Source organism: Kitasatospora sp. NPDC097691, from assembly GCF_040302665.1.
Taxonomy (GTDB): Bacteria; Actinomycetota; Actinomycetes; order Streptomycetales; family Streptomycetaceae; genus Kitasatospora.
The window spans coordinates 62650-82354 of sequence record NZ_JBEORY010000029.1; the positions used below are offsets into that span (position 1 = coordinate 62650).

The 19705-nt window shown below is 74.1% G+C and carries 21 protein-coding genes; 7 read left to right on the forward strand and 14 right to left on the reverse strand.

Annotated features, from left to right (window positions below; genetic code table 11):
* Positions 1 to 132: 132 nt before the first annotated feature.
* Positions 133 to 555, forward strand: a complete 423-nt coding sequence (locus ABTY56_RS21315; RefSeq protein WP_350630519.1) for a carboxymuconolactone decarboxylase family protein — start codon at positions 133 to 135, stop codon at positions 553 to 555.
* Between the two features lie 366 nt (positions 556 to 921).
* Here the strand turns inward: ABTY56_RS21315 and ABTY56_RS21320 are convergent, their stop codons facing one another.
* The 7 genes from ABTY56_RS21320 to ABTY56_RS21350 form a co-directional block, all read right to left on the reverse strand.
* Positions 922 to 1095, reverse strand: a complete 174-nt coding sequence (locus ABTY56_RS21320; protein ID WP_350630520.1) for a hypothetical protein — start codon at positions 1093 to 1095, stop codon at positions 922 to 924.
* Between the two features lie 120 nt (positions 1096 to 1215).
* Entirely contained in the window at positions 1216 to 2145 is a 930-nt protein-coding gene (locus ABTY56_RS21325; protein WP_350630521.1) for a hypothetical protein, read from the reverse strand.
* Between the two features lie 424 nt (positions 2146 to 2569).
* Positions 2570 to 3133 (reverse strand): hypothetical protein, encoded by a 564-nt coding sequence (locus ABTY56_RS21330; RefSeq protein ID WP_350630522.1) that lies wholly within the window; start codon positions 3131 to 3133, stop codon positions 2570 to 2572.
* Between the two features lie 285 nt (positions 3134 to 3418).
* A complete protein-coding gene (locus ABTY56_RS21335) occupies positions 3419 to 4438 on the reverse strand; it encodes a hypothetical protein (RefSeq protein WP_350630523.1) in 1020 nt (339 codons plus the stop codon).
* A complete protein-coding gene (locus ABTY56_RS21340; protein ID WP_350630524.1) occupies positions 4435 to 5259 on the reverse strand; it encodes a hypothetical protein in 825 nt (274 codons plus the stop codon). Before ABTY56_RS21340 ends, ABTY56_RS21335 begins: the two co-directional genes overlap by 4 nt.
* Positions 5256 to 6125: a hypothetical protein gene (locus ABTY56_RS21345; RefSeq protein WP_350630525.1), complete on the reverse strand. Its 870-nt coding sequence runs from the start codon at positions 6123 to 6125 to the stop codon at positions 5256 to 5258. Before ABTY56_RS21345 ends, ABTY56_RS21340 begins: the two co-directional genes overlap by 4 nt.
* A 76-nt stretch (positions 6126 to 6201) precedes the next feature.
* Positions 6202 to 7128, reverse strand: a complete 927-nt coding sequence (locus tag ABTY56_RS21350; RefSeq protein ID WP_350630526.1) for a hypothetical protein — start codon at positions 7126 to 7128, stop codon at positions 6202 to 6204.
* 712 nt (positions 7129 to 7840) lie between these two features.
* Between ABTY56_RS21350 and ABTY56_RS21355 the strand changes: the two genes are divergently transcribed.
* Positions 7841 to 10564: a M4 family metallopeptidase gene (locus ABTY56_RS21355; RefSeq protein WP_350630527.1), complete on the forward strand. Its 2724-nt coding sequence runs from the start codon at positions 7841 to 7843 to the stop codon at positions 10562 to 10564.
* Positions 10565 to 10701: 137 nt separating this feature from the next.
* Here ABTY56_RS21355 and ABTY56_RS21360 read toward each other — a convergent pair whose 3' ends face one another.
* Positions 10702 to 11685, reverse strand: coding sequence for a LuxR C-terminal-related transcriptional regulator (locus tag ABTY56_RS21360; RefSeq protein ID WP_350630528.1), 984 nt, complete (start codon positions 11683 to 11685; stop codon positions 10702 to 10704).
* Between the two features lie 328 nt (positions 11686 to 12013).
* On the opposite strand from ABTY56_RS21360, the gene ABTY56_RS21365 reads away from it, so the two are divergent.
* Positions 12014 to 13153, forward strand: a complete 1140-nt coding sequence (locus ABTY56_RS21365; protein WP_350630529.1) for an alpha/beta hydrolase — start codon at positions 12014 to 12016, stop codon at positions 13151 to 13153.
* A gap of 50 nt (positions 13154 to 13203) precedes the next feature.
* Entirely contained in the window at positions 13204 to 14325 is a 1122-nt protein-coding gene (locus tag ABTY56_RS21370; protein ID WP_350630530.1) for an RICIN domain-containing protein, read from the forward strand.
* A gap of 33 nt (positions 14326 to 14358) precedes the next feature.
* Here the strand turns inward: ABTY56_RS21370 and ABTY56_RS21375 are convergent, their stop codons facing one another.
* On the reverse strand, positions 14359 to 14769 hold the full coding sequence (locus ABTY56_RS21375) for a hypothetical protein (RefSeq protein WP_350630531.1): 411 nt from the start codon (positions 14767 to 14769) through the stop codon (positions 14359 to 14361).
* Between the two features lie 5 nt (positions 14770 to 14774).
* Positions 14775 to 15296, reverse strand: coding sequence for a peptidylprolyl isomerase (locus tag ABTY56_RS21380; RefSeq protein WP_350630532.1), 522 nt, complete (start codon positions 15294 to 15296; stop codon positions 14775 to 14777).
* A gap of 164 nt (positions 15297 to 15460) precedes the next feature.
* Here ABTY56_RS21380 and ABTY56_RS21385 point away from each other — a divergent pair, with 164 nt between their 5' ends.
* From ABTY56_RS21385 to ABTY56_RS21395, 3 genes are all read left to right on the forward strand, one after another.
* Complete coding sequence (locus ABTY56_RS21385) at positions 15461 to 15655, forward strand: hypothetical protein (protein ID WP_350630553.1); 195 nt, start codon at positions 15461 to 15463, stop codon at positions 15653 to 15655.
* A 4-nt stretch (positions 15656 to 15659) separates the two neighbouring features.
* Complete coding sequence (locus ABTY56_RS21390) at positions 15660 to 15938, forward strand: hypothetical protein (protein WP_350630533.1); 279 nt, start codon at positions 15660 to 15662, stop codon at positions 15936 to 15938.
* 115 nt (positions 15939 to 16053) lie between these two features.
* Positions 16054 to 17007, forward strand: a complete 954-nt coding sequence (locus ABTY56_RS21395) for an NAD-dependent epimerase/dehydratase family protein (RefSeq protein WP_350630534.1) — start codon at positions 16054 to 16056, stop codon at positions 17005 to 17007.
* 7 nt (positions 17008 to 17014) lie between these two features.
* Here the strand turns inward: ABTY56_RS21395 and ABTY56_RS21400 are convergent, their stop codons facing one another.
* The 4 genes from ABTY56_RS21400 to ABTY56_RS21415 form a co-directional block, all read right to left on the reverse strand.
* Positions 17015 to 17341, reverse strand: coding sequence for a DUF1330 domain-containing protein (locus ABTY56_RS21400; RefSeq protein WP_350630535.1), 327 nt, complete (start codon positions 17339 to 17341; stop codon positions 17015 to 17017).
* An 870-nt stretch (positions 17342 to 18211) separates the two neighbouring features.
* On the reverse strand, positions 18212 to 18502 hold the full coding sequence (locus ABTY56_RS21405; protein ID WP_350630536.1) for a DUF397 domain-containing protein: 291 nt from the start codon (positions 18500 to 18502) through the stop codon (positions 18212 to 18214).
* Positions 18503 to 18570: 68 nt separating this feature from the next.
* On the reverse strand, positions 18571 to 18780 hold the full coding sequence (locus ABTY56_RS21410; protein ID WP_350630537.1) for a DUF397 domain-containing protein: 210 nt from the start codon (positions 18778 to 18780) through the stop codon (positions 18571 to 18573).
* A 27-nt stretch (positions 18781 to 18807) separates the two neighbouring features.
* The gene (locus tag ABTY56_RS21415) at positions 18808 to 19662 is read right to left on the reverse strand and encodes a helix-turn-helix domain-containing protein (RefSeq protein WP_350630538.1); all 855 of its coding nucleotides are present in this window, start codon (positions 19660 to 19662) and stop codon (positions 18808 to 18810) included.
* Positions 19663 to 19705: the final 43 nt, after the last annotated feature.

Below are 19705 nucleotides of genomic sequence, written 5' to 3' on the forward strand. Positions count from 1 at the left end.
TGTCGGGCTTGAGTTGGAGTGCACTCCAAGTCCTACGGTTCTGCCGTGGGTCCGGCCCGCCGCAGTCGGCGGGCCGGACCGGTCGCAAGGGACGTGGCCGCCGACAGGGGCGGCCGGGAGAGGAGCGCCACGATGGACACGGCCGCGAACGACGCAGGAGCCCGCCGGGAGCGCTTCGCGCACGGGTTGGAGGTGCTCGACCGCATCGACGGCGAGGTCGGGCGCCGGGTCGTGGAGTCGCTGGACGACATCAGCCCCGAGCTCGGGCACCAGATCGTCGCCTGGGGGTTCGGCGAGATCTACAGCCGACCCCAACTTGCGCCGCGCGAGCGCCAGTTGGTCACCCTGGGCATGCTCACCGCGCTCGGCGGCTGCGAACCGCAGCTGGAGGTCCACGTCAACGCCTCCCTCAACGTCGGGCTCACCCCCGAGCAGATCGTCGAGGCGCTGCTGCACTCCGCCGCCTACTGCGGCTTCCCCAAGGCCCTGAACGCCACCTTCGTCGCCAAGAAGGTCTTCGCCGAGCGCGGCCTGCTGCCGGTCACCGGCACCTGACGGACCGCCGGGCCGAGGAGCCGAGGGGCCGAGGAGCCGCCGGTGGCAACCGGCACCGCCAGGGCCCGTCGTCAACCTCGCCTGCGCGGCGACGCCCCCGCAGCCTCCGGCCGGGAGGTGCCCCCATCCTCCGCCCTGCGATGCACGCACCCCAACACCGCCCCGCCCGCCCTCCGGGCGGACGACGGGGGTTTGCCGGCCTTCTCGGTGGCAACGAGGTCGGCGATCCGCTGGGCCTTCGTGGTCACGACCACATCGATCCGAACGCCACCACATCGAGGCAAATGCCACCCGCCGCAAGGGCAGCCGAAACCAAAGGTGTGGCCCGGACGGTCGAACCGTCCGGGCCACACCCTTGGACGAGCGTCAGCGAGGGGAACCGTAGCGCAGGTCCACGAAGGCACCTGCCAGTCCGCCGAGCGCGACGGCGGGTACGACCGCCGTCCAGAGCTGGCCGGCCAGCGCTCCCGAGACCGCCACCAGGACGATCACGGCCGACGCGACCGCCCAGGCCTGCGGCGATCGCGGCAGCAGCGGCACGGGCTTACCGTCCCGTCGCCGCCGGGCCCACTTCACAGCGAGCAGAACCACCGCCACCGCAAGGAGCGGCGGTGCCATCACATGCGCGGACATCCCCATGGCATTCGCCCTTCTGGACTGCTAGTTGCAGTACCCGCCACTGTACTCGTAGGCCTGGAAAGTCGGTATCTTGATTTCCACGCACTGGTTGTCGTTCTGAGCGTTCCAGGCGACGCGCGAAATGTTCGCGGCATTCAGAATGCCGTACACGTCGAACGGCGGCGGGGCAGCCGCGAAGACGACCCCCAGGAATGCGGAGTCCGCTGCCACGTGGCCGGTCTCGTTCTTGTTGAAGTACACGGTCCCGGTGACCCAGCCCCAGGTCCACTTGGGGTCGGCGACGACCGGGAAGGCCGTGTTCTTGTCGGTCTCGATGGACTGGACGAGGGTGTTGCCGTCCAGCCGGTAGCCGGTGTGCAGGGACTTGCCGGTGGCGTCCTTGGCCCAGGGCGCGTCGATGTGGCCCATCGAGAAGGCGGCGCCGGATGCGCCGTTCTGCACGATGTCGTAGCCGCCCTTGGCCGGGACGAGGCGGGTGTTGTCGGGCAGCCCGAGGTCGAAGCGCTGCTCGGTGGAGGCGCTGGAGTCCTTCAGGGTGACGAGGGCGCGGGCGCCGCCGTCGGTGGTGGCCTGGACCGCCAGGTCGGTACCCCGGGCCGCGCCCGGGTAGACGGTGGTGCCCTCGGCCGTGGTGACGCCTGCGGCGCCGGTCGTGGCCGGCAGCGCGAGCGTCACGGTGCTGCCGTTCGCGGCGGTGACCGCGACGCTGCCGGAGGCCGTGGCCGGCGCGGTCACGACGACGTTGCCGCCGGGCTTCGGGACCTGGGCCGTGGCGCCCCCCGCGCCGGCGGTGCTGCGGGCGATGTCCGCGGTGCCGGTGGCCCGCTGGACGACGTCGGCCGCGCGGGACGCCTGGCCGGCCGCCCCGGCCTGCGGCGCCGCCTGGGCGCCCGTGGCGCCCACCAGGCCGGCGAGCGTGAATGCGAGTGCCGTGGCGCTGACAGCAGCCACGGAACGGCGTGTACGCATTGAGATGTAACCCCCTCTTGGCCGCGAAAAATCTGAGGCCCCCTGCCTCAAGCGCGGCGAATAGCTCGAACGTACACGCCCATCGAACGATTGGCACGAACTTTCGGATTCACCAGTCGTTAATATTCGGATGCGCCGGCTCCAGTTGTCCGGAAATTTCTTGGGGGATGCTTTGATTCCGGATGATCATGCGCGCTCGAAATAACTACCCATCCGCCCCGAAGGGGGTTTCGCACCTTCTCCGACAGCAGGACATTCCGGCACGGAACCTGCTGGTCCGCCACAGGAAGCCGCGAACCTCGCCCGAAACGGAGCCCGAGCCTCGACCGCAGAACAAGGCACGACCCTGCGGTCCGGAGCCCCCTGCCCGAATCCGGCGACCCGGCGAACGCGGGCGGTCACAGCACTAGCCCGGGTAGCTGACGTCGCGGCAGTCGCCGGTCGGGGGGCAGAGGTGCAGGGTGAGGCTCTCGCCCTGTTCGGGGATCCGGATGCCGTAGGAGGCGAAGGTGACGAGCCTGCCGCCGCCGAGGTCGACCGTGCGGCTGTGGACGGGGCCGAGGACGTGGTCGGTGGCGCCGGTCGCCCTGATGTCCGCCACCCGGCCGTGGAAGGCGGTGACCGCGTACCACTCCGTTCCCGGAAGCGGGCCGGCGGAGGGCAGGGGCTGCCCGACGGTCATGCTCTCGATGGGCTCGAACCCGACCGACCCCCCGGCGTTGTCCGCGTGGTCGATGGCCGCCCAGCAGGCGTCGACGCTGTCCACCAGCCAGAAGGCCTCCGCCCGGGTCTGCCCGTCGGAGTCGAGCACGGCCAGGGTGGACAGGGTCGGCGCCGGACACCGGTCGGGCCGGGCGCCCGCCCGGGACAGCTCGTTCACGATCCACCGGGCCGACGGCGGGGCGGGCTCGGGCAGGACCACCTTGTGGCGGTCGGGCCGGCCGGTCCCGGGCAGGTTGCATGCGGCCACGGCCACCAGTAGCGCCGCCGAACACAGTGCCCCCAGCCTGCGATGCATCGCGTCCCCCCGTGGTGACCGTCGCCCCGTGGCGCCGTCGCCTCCAGGCTCCGCCCCGCCGGGGCACCCGACAAGGCGTCGGAGTGTCCCGGGTTCGTTGCAAGTCGCCACGGGGGCTGCACAGTTCGGCGCGCGGGAAGTCGGACGGGCCGACTTCCCGCGCGCCGGGCCGGAGCCGGGCCGGAGCCGGGCCGGAGCCGGGCCGGAGGCGGGCCGGAGGCGGGCCCGGATTCGGCGTCAGGCCAGCAGGTCGGACTGGAGGGTGACGACCTGGCGGAAGGGGGCGGTGGGGATGCCGGCGGGGTTGGTCATGGTGACGACGGCCAGGATGTCGGCGGCCGAGAGGTAGGCGACGCGGGCGGTGGGGTTGCCCTTGGCGGCGGTCGCGGTGGACTCCAGGGCGGTCAGCTCGACGCCGTCGACGGTGGCCCAGTCCTCGTGGGAGGTGGACTTGGTGTCGACGGCGGCCTTGGGGTGGACCTTGGCGCGCAGGGAGGTGTAGGCGCCCCGGGACTCGCCGCTGGAGCCGAAGCGCAGCAGCCGGATCTGGGTGCGGGTGCCGTCGGAGGCCGTCCACTCCCGGACGGTGGCCGCGCGGCAGGCGTTCTCCAGGAGGATTTCGCGCAGCTTGGCCGGGTCCTGCTGCTCGGCGAGGATCGCGTCGCAGGGCACCCAGCCCGCAGCGGTCCCCGTAGCGGTCCCCGTGGGGGTCGCGGCCGGGGTGGGGGACGCCGCCGGGGAGCCGGAGGCGGTGGGGCTCGCCGTGGGGGCCGGGAAGGTCGGCGCGGTCAGGGAGCCGCCGGCCTCCTTGGGGACGGGCAGCAGCAGGTTGCGCAGGTCCGCGTAGTGGGGGGACTTGCCCTTGGCGTCCGGCGCGGCCTTGCCCGAGGGCAGCGGGGGCAGGGCCAGCGGCGGGAAGGTGTAGCGGCCGTCGCTCGCGGTGGCCAGGCCCGGGATGTCGGTGCGCTCGGGGGCGGTGACGGCCAGGGCGGTGCCGGTGCCCGCGAGGGCGAACACCAGGGCGGCGCAGCTCCAGCGCACCGCGGCCTTGCGGCGGCGGGCCCGGTGGGCAAGCTCTTCCGCGAGGGACTCCGGGGTCCGGGCGGGCGCGGTGAACTCGACGGCCCCGATGGCGGTTTCGGCACCGTACGCGGGCAGCGGCGGCGCCGGTGCTGCGGTCGGTGCCGGAGGCGCGGGCGGTCCGGCCGGCGGGAGCGGGTCCGACGCGGGCTGCGGCGGAGTGACGTGGTCGGTCATACGGACGCTCCGGGGCGGGCGAGGCGGTCGAGCTGCAGGGTGAAGAGGGCGACGATCTTGTCCTTGGGCAGCGGTGCCACGCCCTCGGCGTTCATGACGACCAGCAGGTCGCCCTCGGCGGCCGAGCACTCCAGGTAGTCGATCGGCGCGGACGGCGGCGCCGGCATCAGGTAGCAGTGCGCCTCGGGGTGGCCCGGGATCGACGGGCCGATCCGGAACAGGCCGGTGTCCCCGGTGAAGACGGCGGTGTACTCGTTGATCCGCTGCACTTCCTGCTGGTTGAACTGGCGCAGCTTCAGGCCGATCACCAGGTCGTCCCCGCTGGCGAGGTAGGAGCGCACGCCGGTGGCCTTGACGTGCAGGCCCTCCCAGTAGGAGCGCAGCTTGTCGCGCTTCTCCTTGGGGATCTGCTGGAGTTCGGCGTCCAGCTGGGCGGCCAGCTGCTCGCCGTTCAGCTCGGTGTCGTTGCCGTAGACGCCGTCGTCCGGCCCGAGTTGGTAGCCGGCCGGGACGGGCAGCAGCAGGTCGCGCAGCGAGCCGAAGTGGCTGCCGTTGGACTTGGCGCCGTACGGGGTGGCGGTCGCGGTCGGGGTGGGAGCGGTGGACGGCGCGGCGGCGGTGGCCGGGGCCGGGTCGTCGTACTGGGTCTTGATGATGCCGATGCCGATGACGACGCCGACCAGCGCTGCCGCGGCCGTCGCGGCGCCGGCGCGCAGCAGGCGGCGGGCGGCGGGGTTCGCGGCCTCGGCGGTGGGCGGGGCGGCGGCCTCGGGCGCGGGCGTCGGCTCGGCCGGGTCGGTGGTCACGGTGTCGTCGTTCATACGAGGCGCTCCCACTGCCGCTTGGCAAGGTCCTTGAGGATGTCGGCGTTCACCGGCTGGGGGCCGAAGACCTCGACCGTCATGCGCAGCGAGCCGCGCTTGGCGATGGCCGTGCCGTAGTAGAACTGCTCGGTGCTCTCGGCCCAGTGCTGGGGCACGGCCTCCACGTCGTAACCGCCGCTGGCGCCGTCGGCGAACGACGGCAAGGTGGCGGATCGCGCCTCCTCGGAGCGGTCCGGTGCGAACTGGACCAGCAAGACGCGGTAGCGGACGTCGTCCTTCTTCCAGTCCACCTCGGCCGCGCGCCGGAAGCCGCGCGAGGCGAGGTCCCGGAAGGCGGAGGCCGCGTTGCCGCTGTGCTCGGCGATCTCGCCGATCGAGGTCCAGCTGGGCTTGTCCGGGTAGTCGCCCCAGGGGGTGCTGCCGTCGGGGGCGGTGATCAGCAGCTTGGTCAGGTCGCCGTCGATGGCCAGGGGCGCGGGCTGTTCGGCGGCGAGGGCGGCCGGGTCGACCGTCTCGGCCGGGTAGGACGGGCGTGCGACCTGCAGCGGCGGCAGCGGCGTGGGCGGGCGCTGGGCCTGCACGGCGTAGCCGACGCCGCCGCCGGCCAGGGTGCCGATAACCAGGGCGCAGGTCGCCAGCAGCACCGGGCGGGGGCGGCGCGGGGTGCGGGGTGCGCGCGTGGGGCCGGCCTCCAGCAGGTCGCCCGGCCCGGTGGCGAACGGCCCGGTGGCGAACGGCCCGGTGGTGGACGGCTCGACGGCCCACGGGTCGGCGGCCGGCGGTGCGGCGGGCGCGGGCGGCGCGGGTGGGGTGGGCGGCGCGGCGGGCGCGGCGGGTACCGGCTCCGCGGGTTCGGTGGTCACGGAAGTGGCTCCAGAGGAGGAAGGAAGGGGTGGCGTCGGAGGGCGGGCGGCGGGCGCGCGCGTGGGCGCGCGGGGCTCAGCCGCCCGAGGCGAGCCAGTCGCGCTGGCGCTTCATCAGGTCGCTCAGCAGCGCCTTGTCCGGCGTGCCCTTCACGTCGACGTCGATCGTGTACTGGACGTCGCCCTGGCTGGCGATGCCGGTCATCGAGCCGGTGTACGCCTGCTGCTTGGGCTTCTTCAGGTAGCCGTGGGCGTCGGGGAGGCCGTCGATGTCGATCGGGTCCAGGGACTTGACCGTGTAGCCCTTGACGAAGTCGTTCGCCATCGCGGTGGAGCCGAAGTGCAGCAGGGTGACGGTCACCTCGGCCTTGCCGTCGGCCGTCCGGTACATCCGGGTCGCGCCCTCCTTGTAGCCGTAGGAGGCGAGGATGTCCTTGATGCCGTCCTGCTTGCCGAAGACGTCGGCGACGTCCTCGTCGGTCATGGTCATCCCGTCCGCGGGCCCGTAGGACTCGCCGCCGGCGGGGATCGGGAGCAGGAAGTAGCGCAGGTCGCCTGCGTGCTTGCCGCCGCTGACCGTGCCCTTGACGGTGCTGACCGGGGCGGGCACCGAGGGGACGGCGGTCGGCACCGGGACGGGCTCGGCGGTGGGCGACGGGCTCGCGGTGGCGCTCGCGCTCGCCGTCGGGGAGGCGGTGACGGCGGGGGCGGCGGCCGGGTGGGTGTCGGGCTTGCCGACGGCGACGGTCACGGCGGCGCTGGCCGCCGTGACGGCGAGCAGGCCGGCGGTGGCCAGCGCGACGCCGACGGCGCGCGGCAGGCGGCGCGCGGACGGCTGCGGCGCGGCGGGCGCGGCGGCCGGGTCGGGCGCGGCGGCCGGCTCTTCGGCGAGAGCGGGCGCGGGCACGGGCGTCGGCACGGGCGCGGGCGCCGAGGCCGGCACGGGCGGCTGGGCCGGTGCCGGCGGTTCGGCGGCGGCGCTCTCGTTCTCGGGCTCGGGCAAGGGACTCCCCCAGGGAAAGGATGCAGATTCCCACGCGCGGGGTCCCTCGTTGGAACCGCTCCCCCAGTGGGTTCTCCGGACCGTCCGTCACGCGTGTCAGCAGGAATTATGAGAGTCAGCTGACAGCGCTGCCAACAAAATCAATCACCGCACTCTCCCCCAAGGGCCGACGAACCGGACACGTCGTGATCCAACCGCAACGGGCCGGAGGCCGTGTGACGATGTCGCGGCCGCGTCACCGCTCGGCACGGAAGCCGGGCCTGGGGTGTGGCCGGGTTCCCCGGCGGTAGGAGCATCGTCGGGCGGGCCGGACGACGGGGGGCGGACGGGGTGACGGACGGCGGGGTGACGGACGGCTGGCTGACGCACGAACGGCGCGGTCGGGGGTGGACGGCACTGGCTTCTGACGGTGCGCCGACGGGGCGGCCGGGGCTGAGCGCGCGCCGACGGGCGGCGGGCTGACGGCGCGCCAAAACCGGTGGGCGGCTGACCGCGCCGGGGGCATGTCCTGAACGGGTCGGGCACGGACGGACGTGGACGGGAGTGGGAGGGCCGGCACCCCGGCTGCACCACGGCGACGCCCGCCGACGCCCGGCGGCAACGGCCGCCATCAATAGGCAGTCGATCGACATATATCGCTCGACTGCCTATTGTGGGTGGTGCGGTGGCCGTCGTGCCGCCGCGCTCCTGACCCACGCGCGAGAGGACCGCCGTGCCCCGACTCCCCCGTACCGCCGGCACATTCGCCCTCGGCGCCGCCACCGTCGTGACGCTGGCGCTGGCCGTGCCGCCCGCCCTGGCCCTGCCGGCCGCGGGCGCCCCCGCGCCGGACGCGGACCCGGTACCCGCCCTGGTGGCCGGCACCGACACCGCCACCCCGCAGCTGGTGACCGGCCTGTCCGAACCCGCGCCCGGCGACCCGGCCGGGGCCGCGCTCGCCCACCTCGCGGCCCACCCCGACCGCTACCGCATCGACACCGGCGAGCTCGCCGGTGTCGGCTCCACGCCGGGCCCGGACGGCCGGCTCACCGTCAGGTTCGAGCAGCGCCACGGCGGGATCCCCGTCCTCGGCGGCCAGTACCTGGTGCACCTGGCCGGCCAGGGCGCCGGGCAGCGGGTCCAGTCGGCGGGCGGGCGCTACTTCACCGGGCTGACCGCCCCCACCGCCGCGACCGTCCCGGCCGAGGCGCTGCGGCGGGCGGCCGTCGCCGAACTGCCCGACCCGCCAGCCCGCGCCTCGGCCACCGCCGAGGACCACGGCGCGGTGATCCTGCCCGGCGGCGGCGGCCGCCTCACCGAGCACTTCACCGTGCACGTGGCGGGCGGCACCGCCCGGGAGGTGTACGTCGACGCCACCACCGGCACCGTCGCCCTCGCCCACGACGCCCGCGCCCCCCGGGCAGCGGCCGACCCGGCCCCCGCGCCCGCCGATCCGGGCGGCGGACTGCGGCCCGCCACCGGCACCGCACCCGACGTCCACGGGCGCAGCGTCCCGGTGAACATCGCCCAACGGGCCGACGGCACCTACCAGTTCTCCGACCTGACCCGCGCCGCCGCGATCACCACCTACGACGCCGCCGGCCGTGACGCGGGCGACTTCGACCACATGCCCGTCCCCGCCGACACCGCCCCCGTCTCCTCCCCCACCCCCGCCTTCCCCGCCGCCGCCGGCGACGACGGCGCCACCGACGCGCACGTCAACGCCGGGCTCGTGTACGACTTCTACCGCGACCGGCTCGGCCGCAACGGCCTGGACGGCCAGGGCGGGGCGATCGTCTCCGTGGTGAACGTGAGCGACGGCGGCAAGCCGTTCCCGAACGCGTTCTGGGACGGCTCCAAGATGGTCTACGGCTCCGGAGGCTCCGGCTACTACCCGTTCTCCGTCGCCCTGGACGTGGCCGGTCACGAGATGACCCACGGCGTCGTCCAGCACACCGCCAAGCTGCTCTACCTCGGCCAGTCCGGCGCCATGGACGAGGCCATCGCCGACTACTTCGGCAACGCCATCGAGGCCACCGCCCGCGGCCTGTCCATGGACGACCCCGCCGCCGCGCTGCTCGGCGAGGGCCTGTGCCGCACCGGCACCCCGCAGGCCTGCGCCCAGCGCCGCCTGGACGACCACCGCACCACCACGGCCGACTACCTGGGCACCCGCTACAGCATCGACTCGGGCGGGGTCCACCTCAACTCGACCATCTTCGGCGGCGCGCTGTGGGACATCCGGCGCGCCCTCGACCCGCTCACCGCCGACCGGGTCGTGTACCACGCGCTCGCCGACTACCTCACCCCGCTGGACGACTTCCAGGCCGGTCGCGACGCGGTGCTCGCCGCGGGCCGCGACCAGGGCCTGGACAAGCGCCAACTGCGCGCGCTGGCCGCCGCGTTCGACGCCCACGGGATCCGGCCCGGCTGGCAGCGCCGGCTCGGCACCGACAGCCGCACCCTGCTGCAGAACGTCTCCAACAGCATGGCCACCCCGGCCGTCTCCAACGGCCACTGGGTGGTCCTCGGCGACGGGGCCGCCGGCACCGGGCTGTACACCGGCACCGTCGACGGGCGCGGCACCCCGGTGCGCCTGAGCCCCGAGGACGGCCGCATCCACAGCTGGGCCACCACCGACGGCACGAACGCCGTGTGGGTGGCCATGGGCGGCCCCCAGGGCGCGGCCCAGGAGGTGCTGACCGCCCCGCTGAGCGGCGCCGGCCCCGTACGGAGCGTCTTCCGCGCCTCTTCCCCCGCCCAGCAGCTCGGCAACGCCCGGATCTCCGGCCCGGACGTCGTCTTCACGCTCTCCGAGCAGGGCCGCGCCCGGCCGTACCTGAGCCACGGCGGCGGCGAGCCGGTCGCGCTCCCGCTGCCCGAGGGGCACGACGTGTCCGAACTCGCCCTCAAGGACGGCCTCGTCGCCTGGAACGAGACCTGGCAGGACGGTGACCGGCCGGTGACCGTCCCGACCCTCTACTCCGTCGCCGCCGGGAAGGTCACCGCCCGGTACCCCGAGCACGCCCCGTCCGGCTCCGGGCCGAGCAGCGCCGTCTCCCTCACCCTGGCGGGCGGGCGTCTGCTGTGGGTGGACCTCCCCGCCGACCACGCCGCGCGCAGCACGATCCGCTCCGCGGCCGTCGACGGCTCGGGCATCGCCGACCTGCTGGGCGCCGGCTCCCCGAACGCCCCGCGCTTCACCACCCTCGCCGCCTCCGACCAGGCCGTCACCTACCGGGTCGACAGCGAGAAGCCCGTCGGCGGCTGGACCAACGCCGCGCTGCCCAAGCTGTGGCAGGTCCCGCTCGCCGGCGGCACCCCGCAGCGCCTCTCCTGCAACCGCGGCGGCCAGTACGACCCCGCCGCCGACCAGGGCACCCGGGTGATCTGGCTGGACGCCACCACCGGCCGCACCGACCTGGTGGTCCGCGACCGGGCGGCGGGCACCTGCTGACCGCACCTCACCGGTACCACGGCGGCGGGGCCGCGGGGCGAACGCCCCCGCGGCCCCGCCGTCTCCGTCGCCCCCGCCGTCTCCGTCGCCCCCGTCTCACGGCCGCCCCCCGTCTCACGGCCGCCCCCGGCCGGTCGTCACAGCCACCCCCGGCGCGCGGCCTGGACGCCGGCCTGGAAGCGGGTGGTGGCGCCCAGGTGGGCGAGGAGGGTGGAGACGCGGCGCACCACGGTGCGCCGGCCCACTCCCAGGCGGCGGGCGATGGCGTCGTCGGTGGCGCCGCTCGCCATCAGGGTGAGGATGCGCCGGTCGCGTTCGTCGATGCGCAGGTCGACGCCGGCCACGCTGGCCGGCACCGCCAGGCGCCACAGGGTCTCGAAGACGCCGGTCATGGCGTGCAGCAGGCCGGAGGGGCGGATCAGCAGGGAGACCACGCCGGGGCGGTCGTCGGCGGGCAGGGTGACGATGGCGAGGTCGTCGTCGGCGATGGCGAGTTTGAGCGGCGGCTCGTCCAGGGTGCGGGCCTGCTCCCCCGCCTCGACCATGCGCGCCATGTTGGGCCCGGCCACCGGGTCCTCGAACGCGCAGCCCTGGTAGATGGCGCGGTAGACGACGCCCGCGGCCATCCGGCGGCGCTGCAGCACCTCCTGGTCGGCGTAGTGGGCGCTGTTGCCGGAGTACGGCGGCACGTCGATGACCCGTACCTGGTGCCGGGCCGCGAGCTGCAGGCGGCGGCTGGCGGCGAGCACCTCGGCGGGGTCCTCGACGACCTCCAGCGCGCCGTAGCTGCCGGTGTCGCGGCGGGCGAAGCGGTAGAGGCCTTCCAGTTCGGCGCCGGCCCGGCGGGCGGTGGCCTGGCGCAGCGCGTCGCGCTGCAGCACCGTCTCGACGACCCGGCCGGGCGGCAGGGCCTCCCAGGCGTGGTCGCGGTCGTCGGCGCTGCCGGCGGTGTCGAAGGCGACCGCGACGCCTTCGTCGGCGAGGTCGCGCAGGACGGCGAGGACGGTGTCCTCGTCCAGGCCCGTGCCGTGTGCCAGTTCGGCGACGCGGGCGCGCGGCCGTCCGACCAGGCAGCGGTAGACGCGGCCGCGTTTGGTGTCCGGATCCAGAACGTCGTGCACGACACCCCCCGGTCATCGTGTCCCTGCCGCCCGGCCCGTACCGGGCGGCCGGGGGAGCCTACCCGGGCGGGTGGCCCACATGCGCCAGTGGCCCAGGTGCGCCGCCGGGGGCTCTGGCGCGGAGGCGGCCCGCGTGGCGAGAGTTGTCGATGTTCAGACAGCACGAGTGGGACGGATCGTCAGAACGCCCGATGCCCTGACGCCCTGATGACCCGACGACCCGACGACCCGACGACCCGACGACCCGACGACCCGGCAGGACAGCCCCGCCGGCACGCCCCGTCGGGACGACCCGCCACCACCGACCGTCGAAGGCCGAGGACGACCCATGACCCCAGCCCGGCTCCTGCCCGCCCGGCGGCGGCGCGCCCGGACGGCCGTCGCCGCCCTGGCCGCCGGCCTGCTCCTGCTCGCCGCACCCGCGGCCTCCGCCGTCCCGGCGCACCCGGCCGCCCCCGCCGCCCTCTCGGAGGCCGCCGACCCCGCCGGGCCGCCGCCACTGACGGACGGCTTCGGGCTGACCCAGGTCGGCACCGCCACCGGCAGCGCCACCAACTTCGTCATCACCGTCACCACGCCCCAGGTCGCCGGGCAGCACACCATCCGGATCCTGCTGCCCGCCGACTACGCGCAGCACCCCGAACGGCGCTACCCGGTGCTGTACTTCCTGCACGGCGCCTCGGACAACCCGAGCGACCCGGCGCTGGCCTACCCCGCGCTGACCGCCGCGCAGTCGATGATCACCGTCATCCCGGACGGCGGCCTGCGCGGCTGGTACACCGACTGGCTCGACCAGGGCACCGCCGCCGGCGCGCAGAACTGGGAGACCTTCCACCTGAACCAGGTCCTCCCGTTCGTCGACGCCAACCTGCGCACCCGCACCGACCGCGCCCACCGGGCCGTCGGCGGCCTCTCGATGGGCGGCTTCGGCGCCCTGCACTACGCCCAGGACCGCCCCGAACTGTTCGGCCAGGTCCTCACCATGTCCGGCGCCAACGACCTGTCCACCGACGAGATGATCCTGCGCGGCGCCGTCGTCGCCATGCTGACCAACGCCGGCACGGTGCTGTGCGGCCCCAGCGACGGCCGCCCCTGCGGCTTCGACTACGGGCCCACCGTCTCCAGCGACGCCATCTTCGGCACGCCGTACCCGGTGTTCAACGCCGACTGGCGCTGGAACGCCGCCGACCCGGCCTCCCGGCTGGCCCTACTCGCCCACACCGGCATCGCCGTCTACACCGGCAACGGCAACGGCAACCCCGCCGACATGGAGTTCTGGGCCGAGGGCACCGCCAAGCGCGTCAAGGACCGCCTGGACGCCCTCAAACTGCCGTACCACTACGTCGACTACGGCGACGGCACCGGCTGGGGCGCCGACTGCCACGGCGGCCACACCGCGGGCTGCTGGGCGCAGGACCTCGTGGACTACGTCCCGCGCCTGGAGGCGGCCTTCGCCGCCGCGCCCTGAGCCCCGGCCCGTCCACTCCCTTCTCATCCCCTGACGAAAGGACACCCTCCTTGCCCGCCACCGCGACCCCCGGCCGTACGGCGCCCTGGCTGCGCCTGCTCGCGGCCTTCCTGGTGACCTGCTGCGCCGCCCTGGGCCTGGCCGCCGCTCCCGCGCACGCCGCCCCGGCCGCCGCTCCGGCCGCCGCCCCCGCCGCTCCGGCTGCGGCGGCCGCCTGTGCCTCGCCGCAGCAGTGCCTGACCATCAAGTCGCTCGGCAACGGACGCCAGCTCGACGTCCAGAACGGCAACACCGGCGACGGCGTCTACGTCGTCACCAACTCCGCGCCCGGCTACCACCAGTCCTGGCGGCTGAACGTCGACACCTCCGACTACACCTTCACCATCGTCAACAACGACACCGGCAAGTGCATCGACCTGGCCTCCTGGTTCGTCCCGGTCCTGCGCCAGCAGACCTGCGCCGGGCAGGCCAGCCAGCGCTGGTTCCTGCAGCCCGCGCCCAGCGGCGGCGACGCGTTCTTCATCCGCCACGCGGGCGACAGCACCTGCCTGGACCTGCTCAGCGGCGCCCAGTACGACGACGCCTGGACCGACCAGTACGCCTGCAACGGCACCGTCAACCAGCAGTGGGCCACCGGCTTCCCGCAGGCCGCCCGCGCCCTGGCCGTCGACCACGCCGCCAAGCAGTGCCAGAAGGACGCCTCCACCTGCTCCTGGGCCGTCCAGAGCGAGGCCCCGGCCGCGCCGCTGCCCCGGGTGTGCTCCTCCGCGGTCTGGTTCAACAACACCGCCGGCACCGTCCAGCAGACCTTCGCGGTGAACGACACCAGCGGCTGGTCGAGCACCATCGGCAGCACGCTGAGCTCCACCATCTCCGGCGGCACCCCGGGCGTGTTCACCGCGGCCGTCACGTCCTCCATCACCTTCACCAACGTCTGGAACGGCTCGCGCAGCGTCAACAACGCCGTCAACGTCACCGTCCCGACCCAGCAGTACGGCTGGGTGACGCTCGCCGAGGTCGCCCGCAAGGTGACCGGCTCCTGGACCTTCGACGCCCACGGCATCCCGTGGACCGCCGACGACACCATCACCATCCCGGTGACCTCCGACTCCAACGCCGGGCCGACCCTCTACGTCGCCAACACCAGCCCGACGTTCACCAGCTGCAGCTGACCCGCACCCGTCCTCCGTCGGCCGCCGCCCGCACTACGGGCGGCGGCCGTCCGCGTCCTCCCCGGGACCGCCGCCCTCCCGGGCCAGGGCCTCGCGCGCGGCCAGGCGTCCGGCCACCCGGAAGGAGTGCTCGCGCGAGTCGATCTCGTGCACGACGGTGAAGTGCACCACCACCGCCAGCGCCACGGTCCGTCCCGGCGCCCGCTCGGCCAGTTCCTCGCGCACCCCCTCGGCCAGCGCCGCGTGGAACAGCGCCAGGTAGTGCGGGTCGGAGTCGCCGCGCACCGTGGCGTCCGGCGCCACCTCCAGGCGTACGCCCTCCTCCCACGGCTCGAAGTCCACGGTGACGATGGCCACGTCGCAGGGGCAGCCGGTCTGGCGGACGTAGCGGGCCTGCACCCCGCGGATCGGGTGCGACGGGAAGGGCCCGGCTGCGGCGGCCACCGGGGTCAGGACCAGGTGATCTCGACGGACTCGACCACCACGTCCTGCACCGGGCGCTCGCCCTCGGTGGGGGCGGTGGCGATCGCGTCCACCACGGCCTTGGACGCCGCGTCGGCGACCTGGCCGAAGATGGTGTGCTTGCGGTTGAGGTGGGTGGGGGTGCCCACCGTGACGAAGAACTGCGAACCGTTCGTGCCCGGTCCGGAGTTGGCCATGGCCAGCAGGTACGGCTTGGTGAAGAACAGCTCCGGGTGGAACTCGTCCGCGAAGGCGTAGCCCGGACCGCCGGTGCCCGTGCCGGTCGGGTCGCCGCCCTGGATCATGAAGCCCGCGATCACCCGGTGGAAGAGCGTGCCGTCGTAGTACGGGCCGCTGCCCGGCTCGCCGGTGCACGGGTCAGTGTACTCGCGGGTGCCCTCGGCCAGCTCGACGAAGTTGCGGACCGTCTTCGGCGCGTGGAACGGGAACAGCTCCAGGCGGATCGGGCCCGCCGTCGTGTGCAGGGTGGCGAAGCGGGCGGTGGCCACGGGTGACTCCTCGGGTGCGGTGGACGCGTGGGGCGATCGGGGGGACCGGCTACGGCATCCTGGCACAGCCTCGGGGTTCGCGGCCGAACCGGGTGGAAGGATCCGCACGTGGGACGTATCGGAGGGGTACGACGGTCGTACGGAGTGAAGGGCAGGTGGCCGAGATGGTCGGTGCGGTGCTGATCGGGATCCTGGTGCTGGTCGTCGCCGGGTGCGGGTGCGTGGTGTGGGCCGACCGGGGCGGACCGGCGTGGACGCGCGTGGTCGCGACCCTCACGGTCCGCTCCGGGGAGGCGCTGCGCGTCCTCCTGCGCAACTGGCCCCGGAAGAACAACAACAGCGGCGGCGGCGGTGACTGAGGCGATGGCGGACGACGACGCGCGGCTGCGGGCCGTGTTCGAAGCGGTGCTGGCCTCCACCCTGGCCGGGCGGGGGGTGCCGGACTGCCTGGGCCTGGACATGGAGACCGGCGACGCGCTGTGGGCGATCGAGTGCGCCCGCCCGGACGTGCCGCCGGAGCTGGTCGCGGCGGCCCGGCGCGCCTTCGAGGGACAGCTGGACGGCAGCAACGCGGCCCGGGAGCGCGAGCGGATCGCCCGCCGACTGGCTGAGCGGCGCGACGGACTGACGGCTGACGGCTGACGGCTGACGGCCCGTACGGCCCGTACGGCCCGTACGGCCCGACCGCGGGCGGAGCGTCAGTCGCCCTGCCTCCACCCGCGCGTCGCGCCCGCCGGGACGTGGATAGGGTGGGCCGGTGAGCTTCCATCTCGTCGTCGGACACGGGCCCGCCGGGGCCGCCACCGCCCGCCTGCTCGCCGAACAGGGCCAGGAGGTCCGGGTCGCCACCCGCACCGGAGGCGCCGCCGCCCCGCCCGTCGAAGGCGTCGAACACCTCGCCGTCGACGCGAGCGACCCCGCCGCGCTCGCCCGGGCCGCGCACGGCGCCGCCGCCATCCACGGCTGCGCCGCGCCGCCGCTGCAACAGTGGGCCGCGCGCTGGCCCGCCCTCACCGCCTCGCTGTGCAAGGCGGCCGAGGACAGCGGCGCGGTGCTCGTCATGCTCGGCAACCTGTACGGCTACGGGCCGCAGCCCGACCCCACCCGCCCCCTGACCGAGGACCTGCCGCTCGCCGCGACCGGCCCCAAGGGGCGGGTCCGGGCGGCCGCCTGGGAGCAGGCGCGGGCGCTGCACGAGGCCGGGCGAATCCGGGCGGTGGAGGTCCGCGCCTCCGACTTCTTCGGCCCCGGCGTCACCGACGGCGGCCACCTGGCCTCGCGCGCCATGCCGGGCCTGCTCAAGGGCCGCCCCGTCGCCGTCCTCGGCGACCCGGACGCCCCGCACAGCTGGACCTACCTGCCGGACGTGGCACGGGCGTTGGCCGAGGTCGCGGGCGACGAACGGGCCTGGGGCCGGGCCTGGCACGTGCCCACCGCCCCCGCCGCGTCGGTGCGCGCGATGGCCGGACACCTGGCCGCCGAGGCCGGCACCGCCCCCGTCGCGGTGCGCCGCCTGTCCCCCGTCCTGCTGGGCGCGGCCGGCCTGTTCTCCCCCCTGCTGCGCGAACTGCGCGAGACCCGCTACCAGTTCGACCGCCCCTTCGTCATGGACTCCGCCGACTACGAGGCGCACTTCACCGTCCGGGCGACGCCGCTGGAGGAGCAGGTCGAGGCGACCGTGTCGTGGTGGCGCGAGCGACTGGGGTCCTGACGGTCGGTCAGTGCTTGAGCGAGTCGGCGCCGCGGTAGCCGCCCGGCACACCGTCGATCAGGATCGCGTCGGCGACCATGTGCCGGGTGCGCAGCGGCAGGATCTCCTGGTAGGCGGGCGACTGCCACCAGGCGCGGGCCCGCTCCCGGTCCGGGAACTCGATGACGATCGTCCCGCCCGTCCCCCAACGGCCCTCCACCGTCTCGTACGCGCCGCCGTGGACGATGAAGCGCCCGTCGAAGGGGTCGAGGGTGGCGTCGATGCGCTCCAGGTACTCGACGATGTCGGGGCCGAACTCGACCGAGTGGACCTGGGCGATCGCGTAGGCGGTCATGACTGCTCCTGAGGGGTTCGTCGCGGCTGCGGGCCGCGTTTCCTGCTGACGTCTCCGACAGTAGGACGCGGCCGGTGCCGGCCGAATCAGTCACGTATCGGTAGGGGTACTGGCGGGGGTGCCGGTCCTGACACCTCGTGTAGCATCCGCGCAGCTCAAAGGCGTGATGACCATACGGACGGATGAGGAAGCATGCGGAAGACGGCCGACGGCTGCCCCGGAGACAGAGCCGAGGACGACAAGACGACGCGGCGTCGGCGAACCCTCGCCGTGGCGGCCGGGGTGTGCGTACTGGGCGCGGCCGGCATCGGCGGGACACTCCTGCTGACAGGGTCGCCGGCCCCGGCGACGCCCGGCCCCGCGGCCACCTCGACCCCCTCCCCCTCCGCTTCCCCGTCGGCCGAGGCACCGGCACCGGCACCGGCACCGGCACCGGCCGAGACGCCCGCGGCTGCACCGGCGACGGACGGACCCGGGGCCGGGGCCGAAGCCACCGCCATGCCCGAGGCCCCAGCCACCACCCAGCCGACCCGGTCCCGCCCCACGGCCACCCCGGCCCCGGCATCACCTACCCGGAAGCAGCCGGCGGCCCCCGCCGCCAAACCCTCACCCGACTGGACCATCCCGCCCAGACCGGTGCCCACCCTGCCGCCCGTCCCCACCTCCTGCCCGCCCGGACAGGCCGCCTCCTGGGACGGCTGCCACCCGCTCCCCCCGGCCATCCCCCTCGGCCCGACCAACCCACCCGCCACACCACGCTGAACCACCCACGGCCGGAAGAGCTTCGGCCGCACCGCCCGGTCCGCGCCCCGAACAGCCAGGGGTGCCCCGCCCGGCGCGATCGCCGGGCGGGGCACCCCTGGTGTCAGGTCAGCCGGCGGGGAACTCGCCGCCCTTGACCCCGAGGAGCGAGGACCAGGCATCGGCGGGGAAGAGCAGGACGGGACCATCGGGGTCCCTGGAGTCACGCACCGGCACGACACCGGTCACACCACTGGCGATCTCGACACATTCGCTCTGTGCACCAGAGAACGAGGACTTCCGCCAGTTGATCTCCGGGCCGGGGACCGGCACACAGGCGGCGATCTCGACGCAGTTACCACCCTGACCGCTGTAACTGCTCCTGCGCCACGAATCGTTGCCGAAGTCCGATGCGAGCATGCCCCACCCTCCGATGGCCGACGGCGGCACAGCTACCGCCGCACCCGAACATTCCTGCCGAGACCCGTCTACCCGCCCGCGAGCTCGCCGGCCTTCACACCGCCGACGAAGGCAGCCCACGCCTCGGCGGTGAACCGGAGGGTCGGACCGCTCGGATCCTTCGAGTCCCGGACGGCCATTCCACCCGGCACCGCTCGGCCGGTCTCCACGCACTCGTTCGCCTGGGCGCTGTAGCTGCTCTTGTACCAACCCCGGGCGCCACTCTCCGGCACAGTCACGCGTTCACACCTCTTCTGATCTCATCGTCATGTCGCCGCAGCGATGGCCGCGATCATATCCAGCGACTCCTTGGGGTTCAGAGCAGCTGATCGCAAATACTCGAAGACCAGTCCATAGCCATCCAGTTCGCCCTGCTGCTCCAGATAGTGGCTGCTTGTCAGTGTCTCCAGGAACACGGCTCCGGCGGTAGGCGAGTCGGAGAAGCCGTACATCACGAAGGCGCCGCACGCGCCGGCAGTCGCGCCGACGTCCAACGGCACCACTTGCAAGGTGACGTTGGGCAGCTGCGCCATGTCCGTCAAGTGCTGCAGCTGCTCCCGGTGCACCTCCGTCCCTCCCACCGGGCACCTGAGCGCGGGCTCCCAGATGATCGCCCAGAACCGGGCCGGATCCGGCTTCGCGAGGACTTCCTTGCGCTCCATCCGGATCTCGACCAACTGATCGATGCGCTCCGGTCGCACCGCAGCCGGATTGGCTTCCAGTAGCGCCCGGGCGTAGCCCTTCGTCTGCAACAAGCCGGGGATCACCATGGTCTGCCACATGCGGATGTACCGGGCGTCGTCTTCCAGCCCGAGAACATCGACGTAGGCAGAGGGGATCGTGTCACCGTAGTCGTGCCACCATCCGCGCTTCTTGCTGTCCCTCGCCAGCCCCTCCAGAGCGTCGCGCTCCTTGCCGGCCACCCCGTACAGGTCCAGCAGGATCCCGAGGTCCAGTCGGCGAACGCCGGACGCGCCGGTCTCTATGCGGCTGATCTTGGCGCGGGAGCAGGCAAGGGCCTGCGCCGCGTCATCCGTCCCCTTGTTCACGGCTTCGCGGAGACGGCGGAGCTCCGACCCGAGTCGGCGGGCGCGGACGGTCGGCTTCGGTTCATCGGCCATGCGCAAGTCCTCTCACCTGACGTGCCCAGTCTGCCTTGTGACG

What these genes read in the sequence shown, in the direction of transcription:
- ABTY56_RS21315 (WP_350630519.1), top strand. Translation starts at nt 133, where the DNA reads ATGGACACGGCCGCGAACGACGCAGGAGCCCGCCGGGAGCGCTTCGCG.
- ABTY56_RS21335 (WP_350630523.1), bottom strand. Translation starts at nt 4,438, where the DNA reads ATGACCGACCACGTCACTCCGCCGCAGCCCGCGTCGGACCCGCTCCCG.
- ABTY56_RS21340 (WP_350630524.1), bottom strand. Translation starts at nt 5,259, where the DNA reads ATGAACGACGACACCGTGACCACCGACCCGGCCGAGCCGACGCCCGCG.
- ABTY56_RS21365 (WP_350630529.1), top strand. Translation starts at nt 12,014, where the DNA reads ATGACCCCAGCCCGGCTCCTGCCCGCCCGGCGGCGGCGCGCCCGGACG.
- ABTY56_RS21385 (WP_350630553.1), top strand. Translation starts at nt 15,461, where the DNA reads ATGGTCGGTGCGGTGCTGATCGGGATCCTGGTGCTGGTCGTCGCCGGG.
- ABTY56_RS21390 (WP_350630533.1), top strand. Translation starts at nt 15,660, where the DNA reads ATGGCGGACGACGACGCGCGGCTGCGGGCCGTGTTCGAAGCGGTGCTG.
- ABTY56_RS21400 (WP_350630535.1), bottom strand. Translation starts at nt 17,341, where the DNA reads ATGACCGCCTACGCGATCGCCCAGGTCCACTCGGTCGAGTTCGGCCCC.
- ABTY56_RS21405 (WP_350630536.1), bottom strand. Translation starts at nt 18,502, where the DNA reads ATGCTCGCATCGGACTTCGGCAACGATTCGTGGCGCAGGAGCAGTTAC.
- ABTY56_RS21415 (WP_350630538.1), bottom strand. Translation starts at nt 19,662, where the DNA reads ATGGCCGATGAACCGAAGCCGACCGTCCGCGCCCGCCGACTCGGGTCG.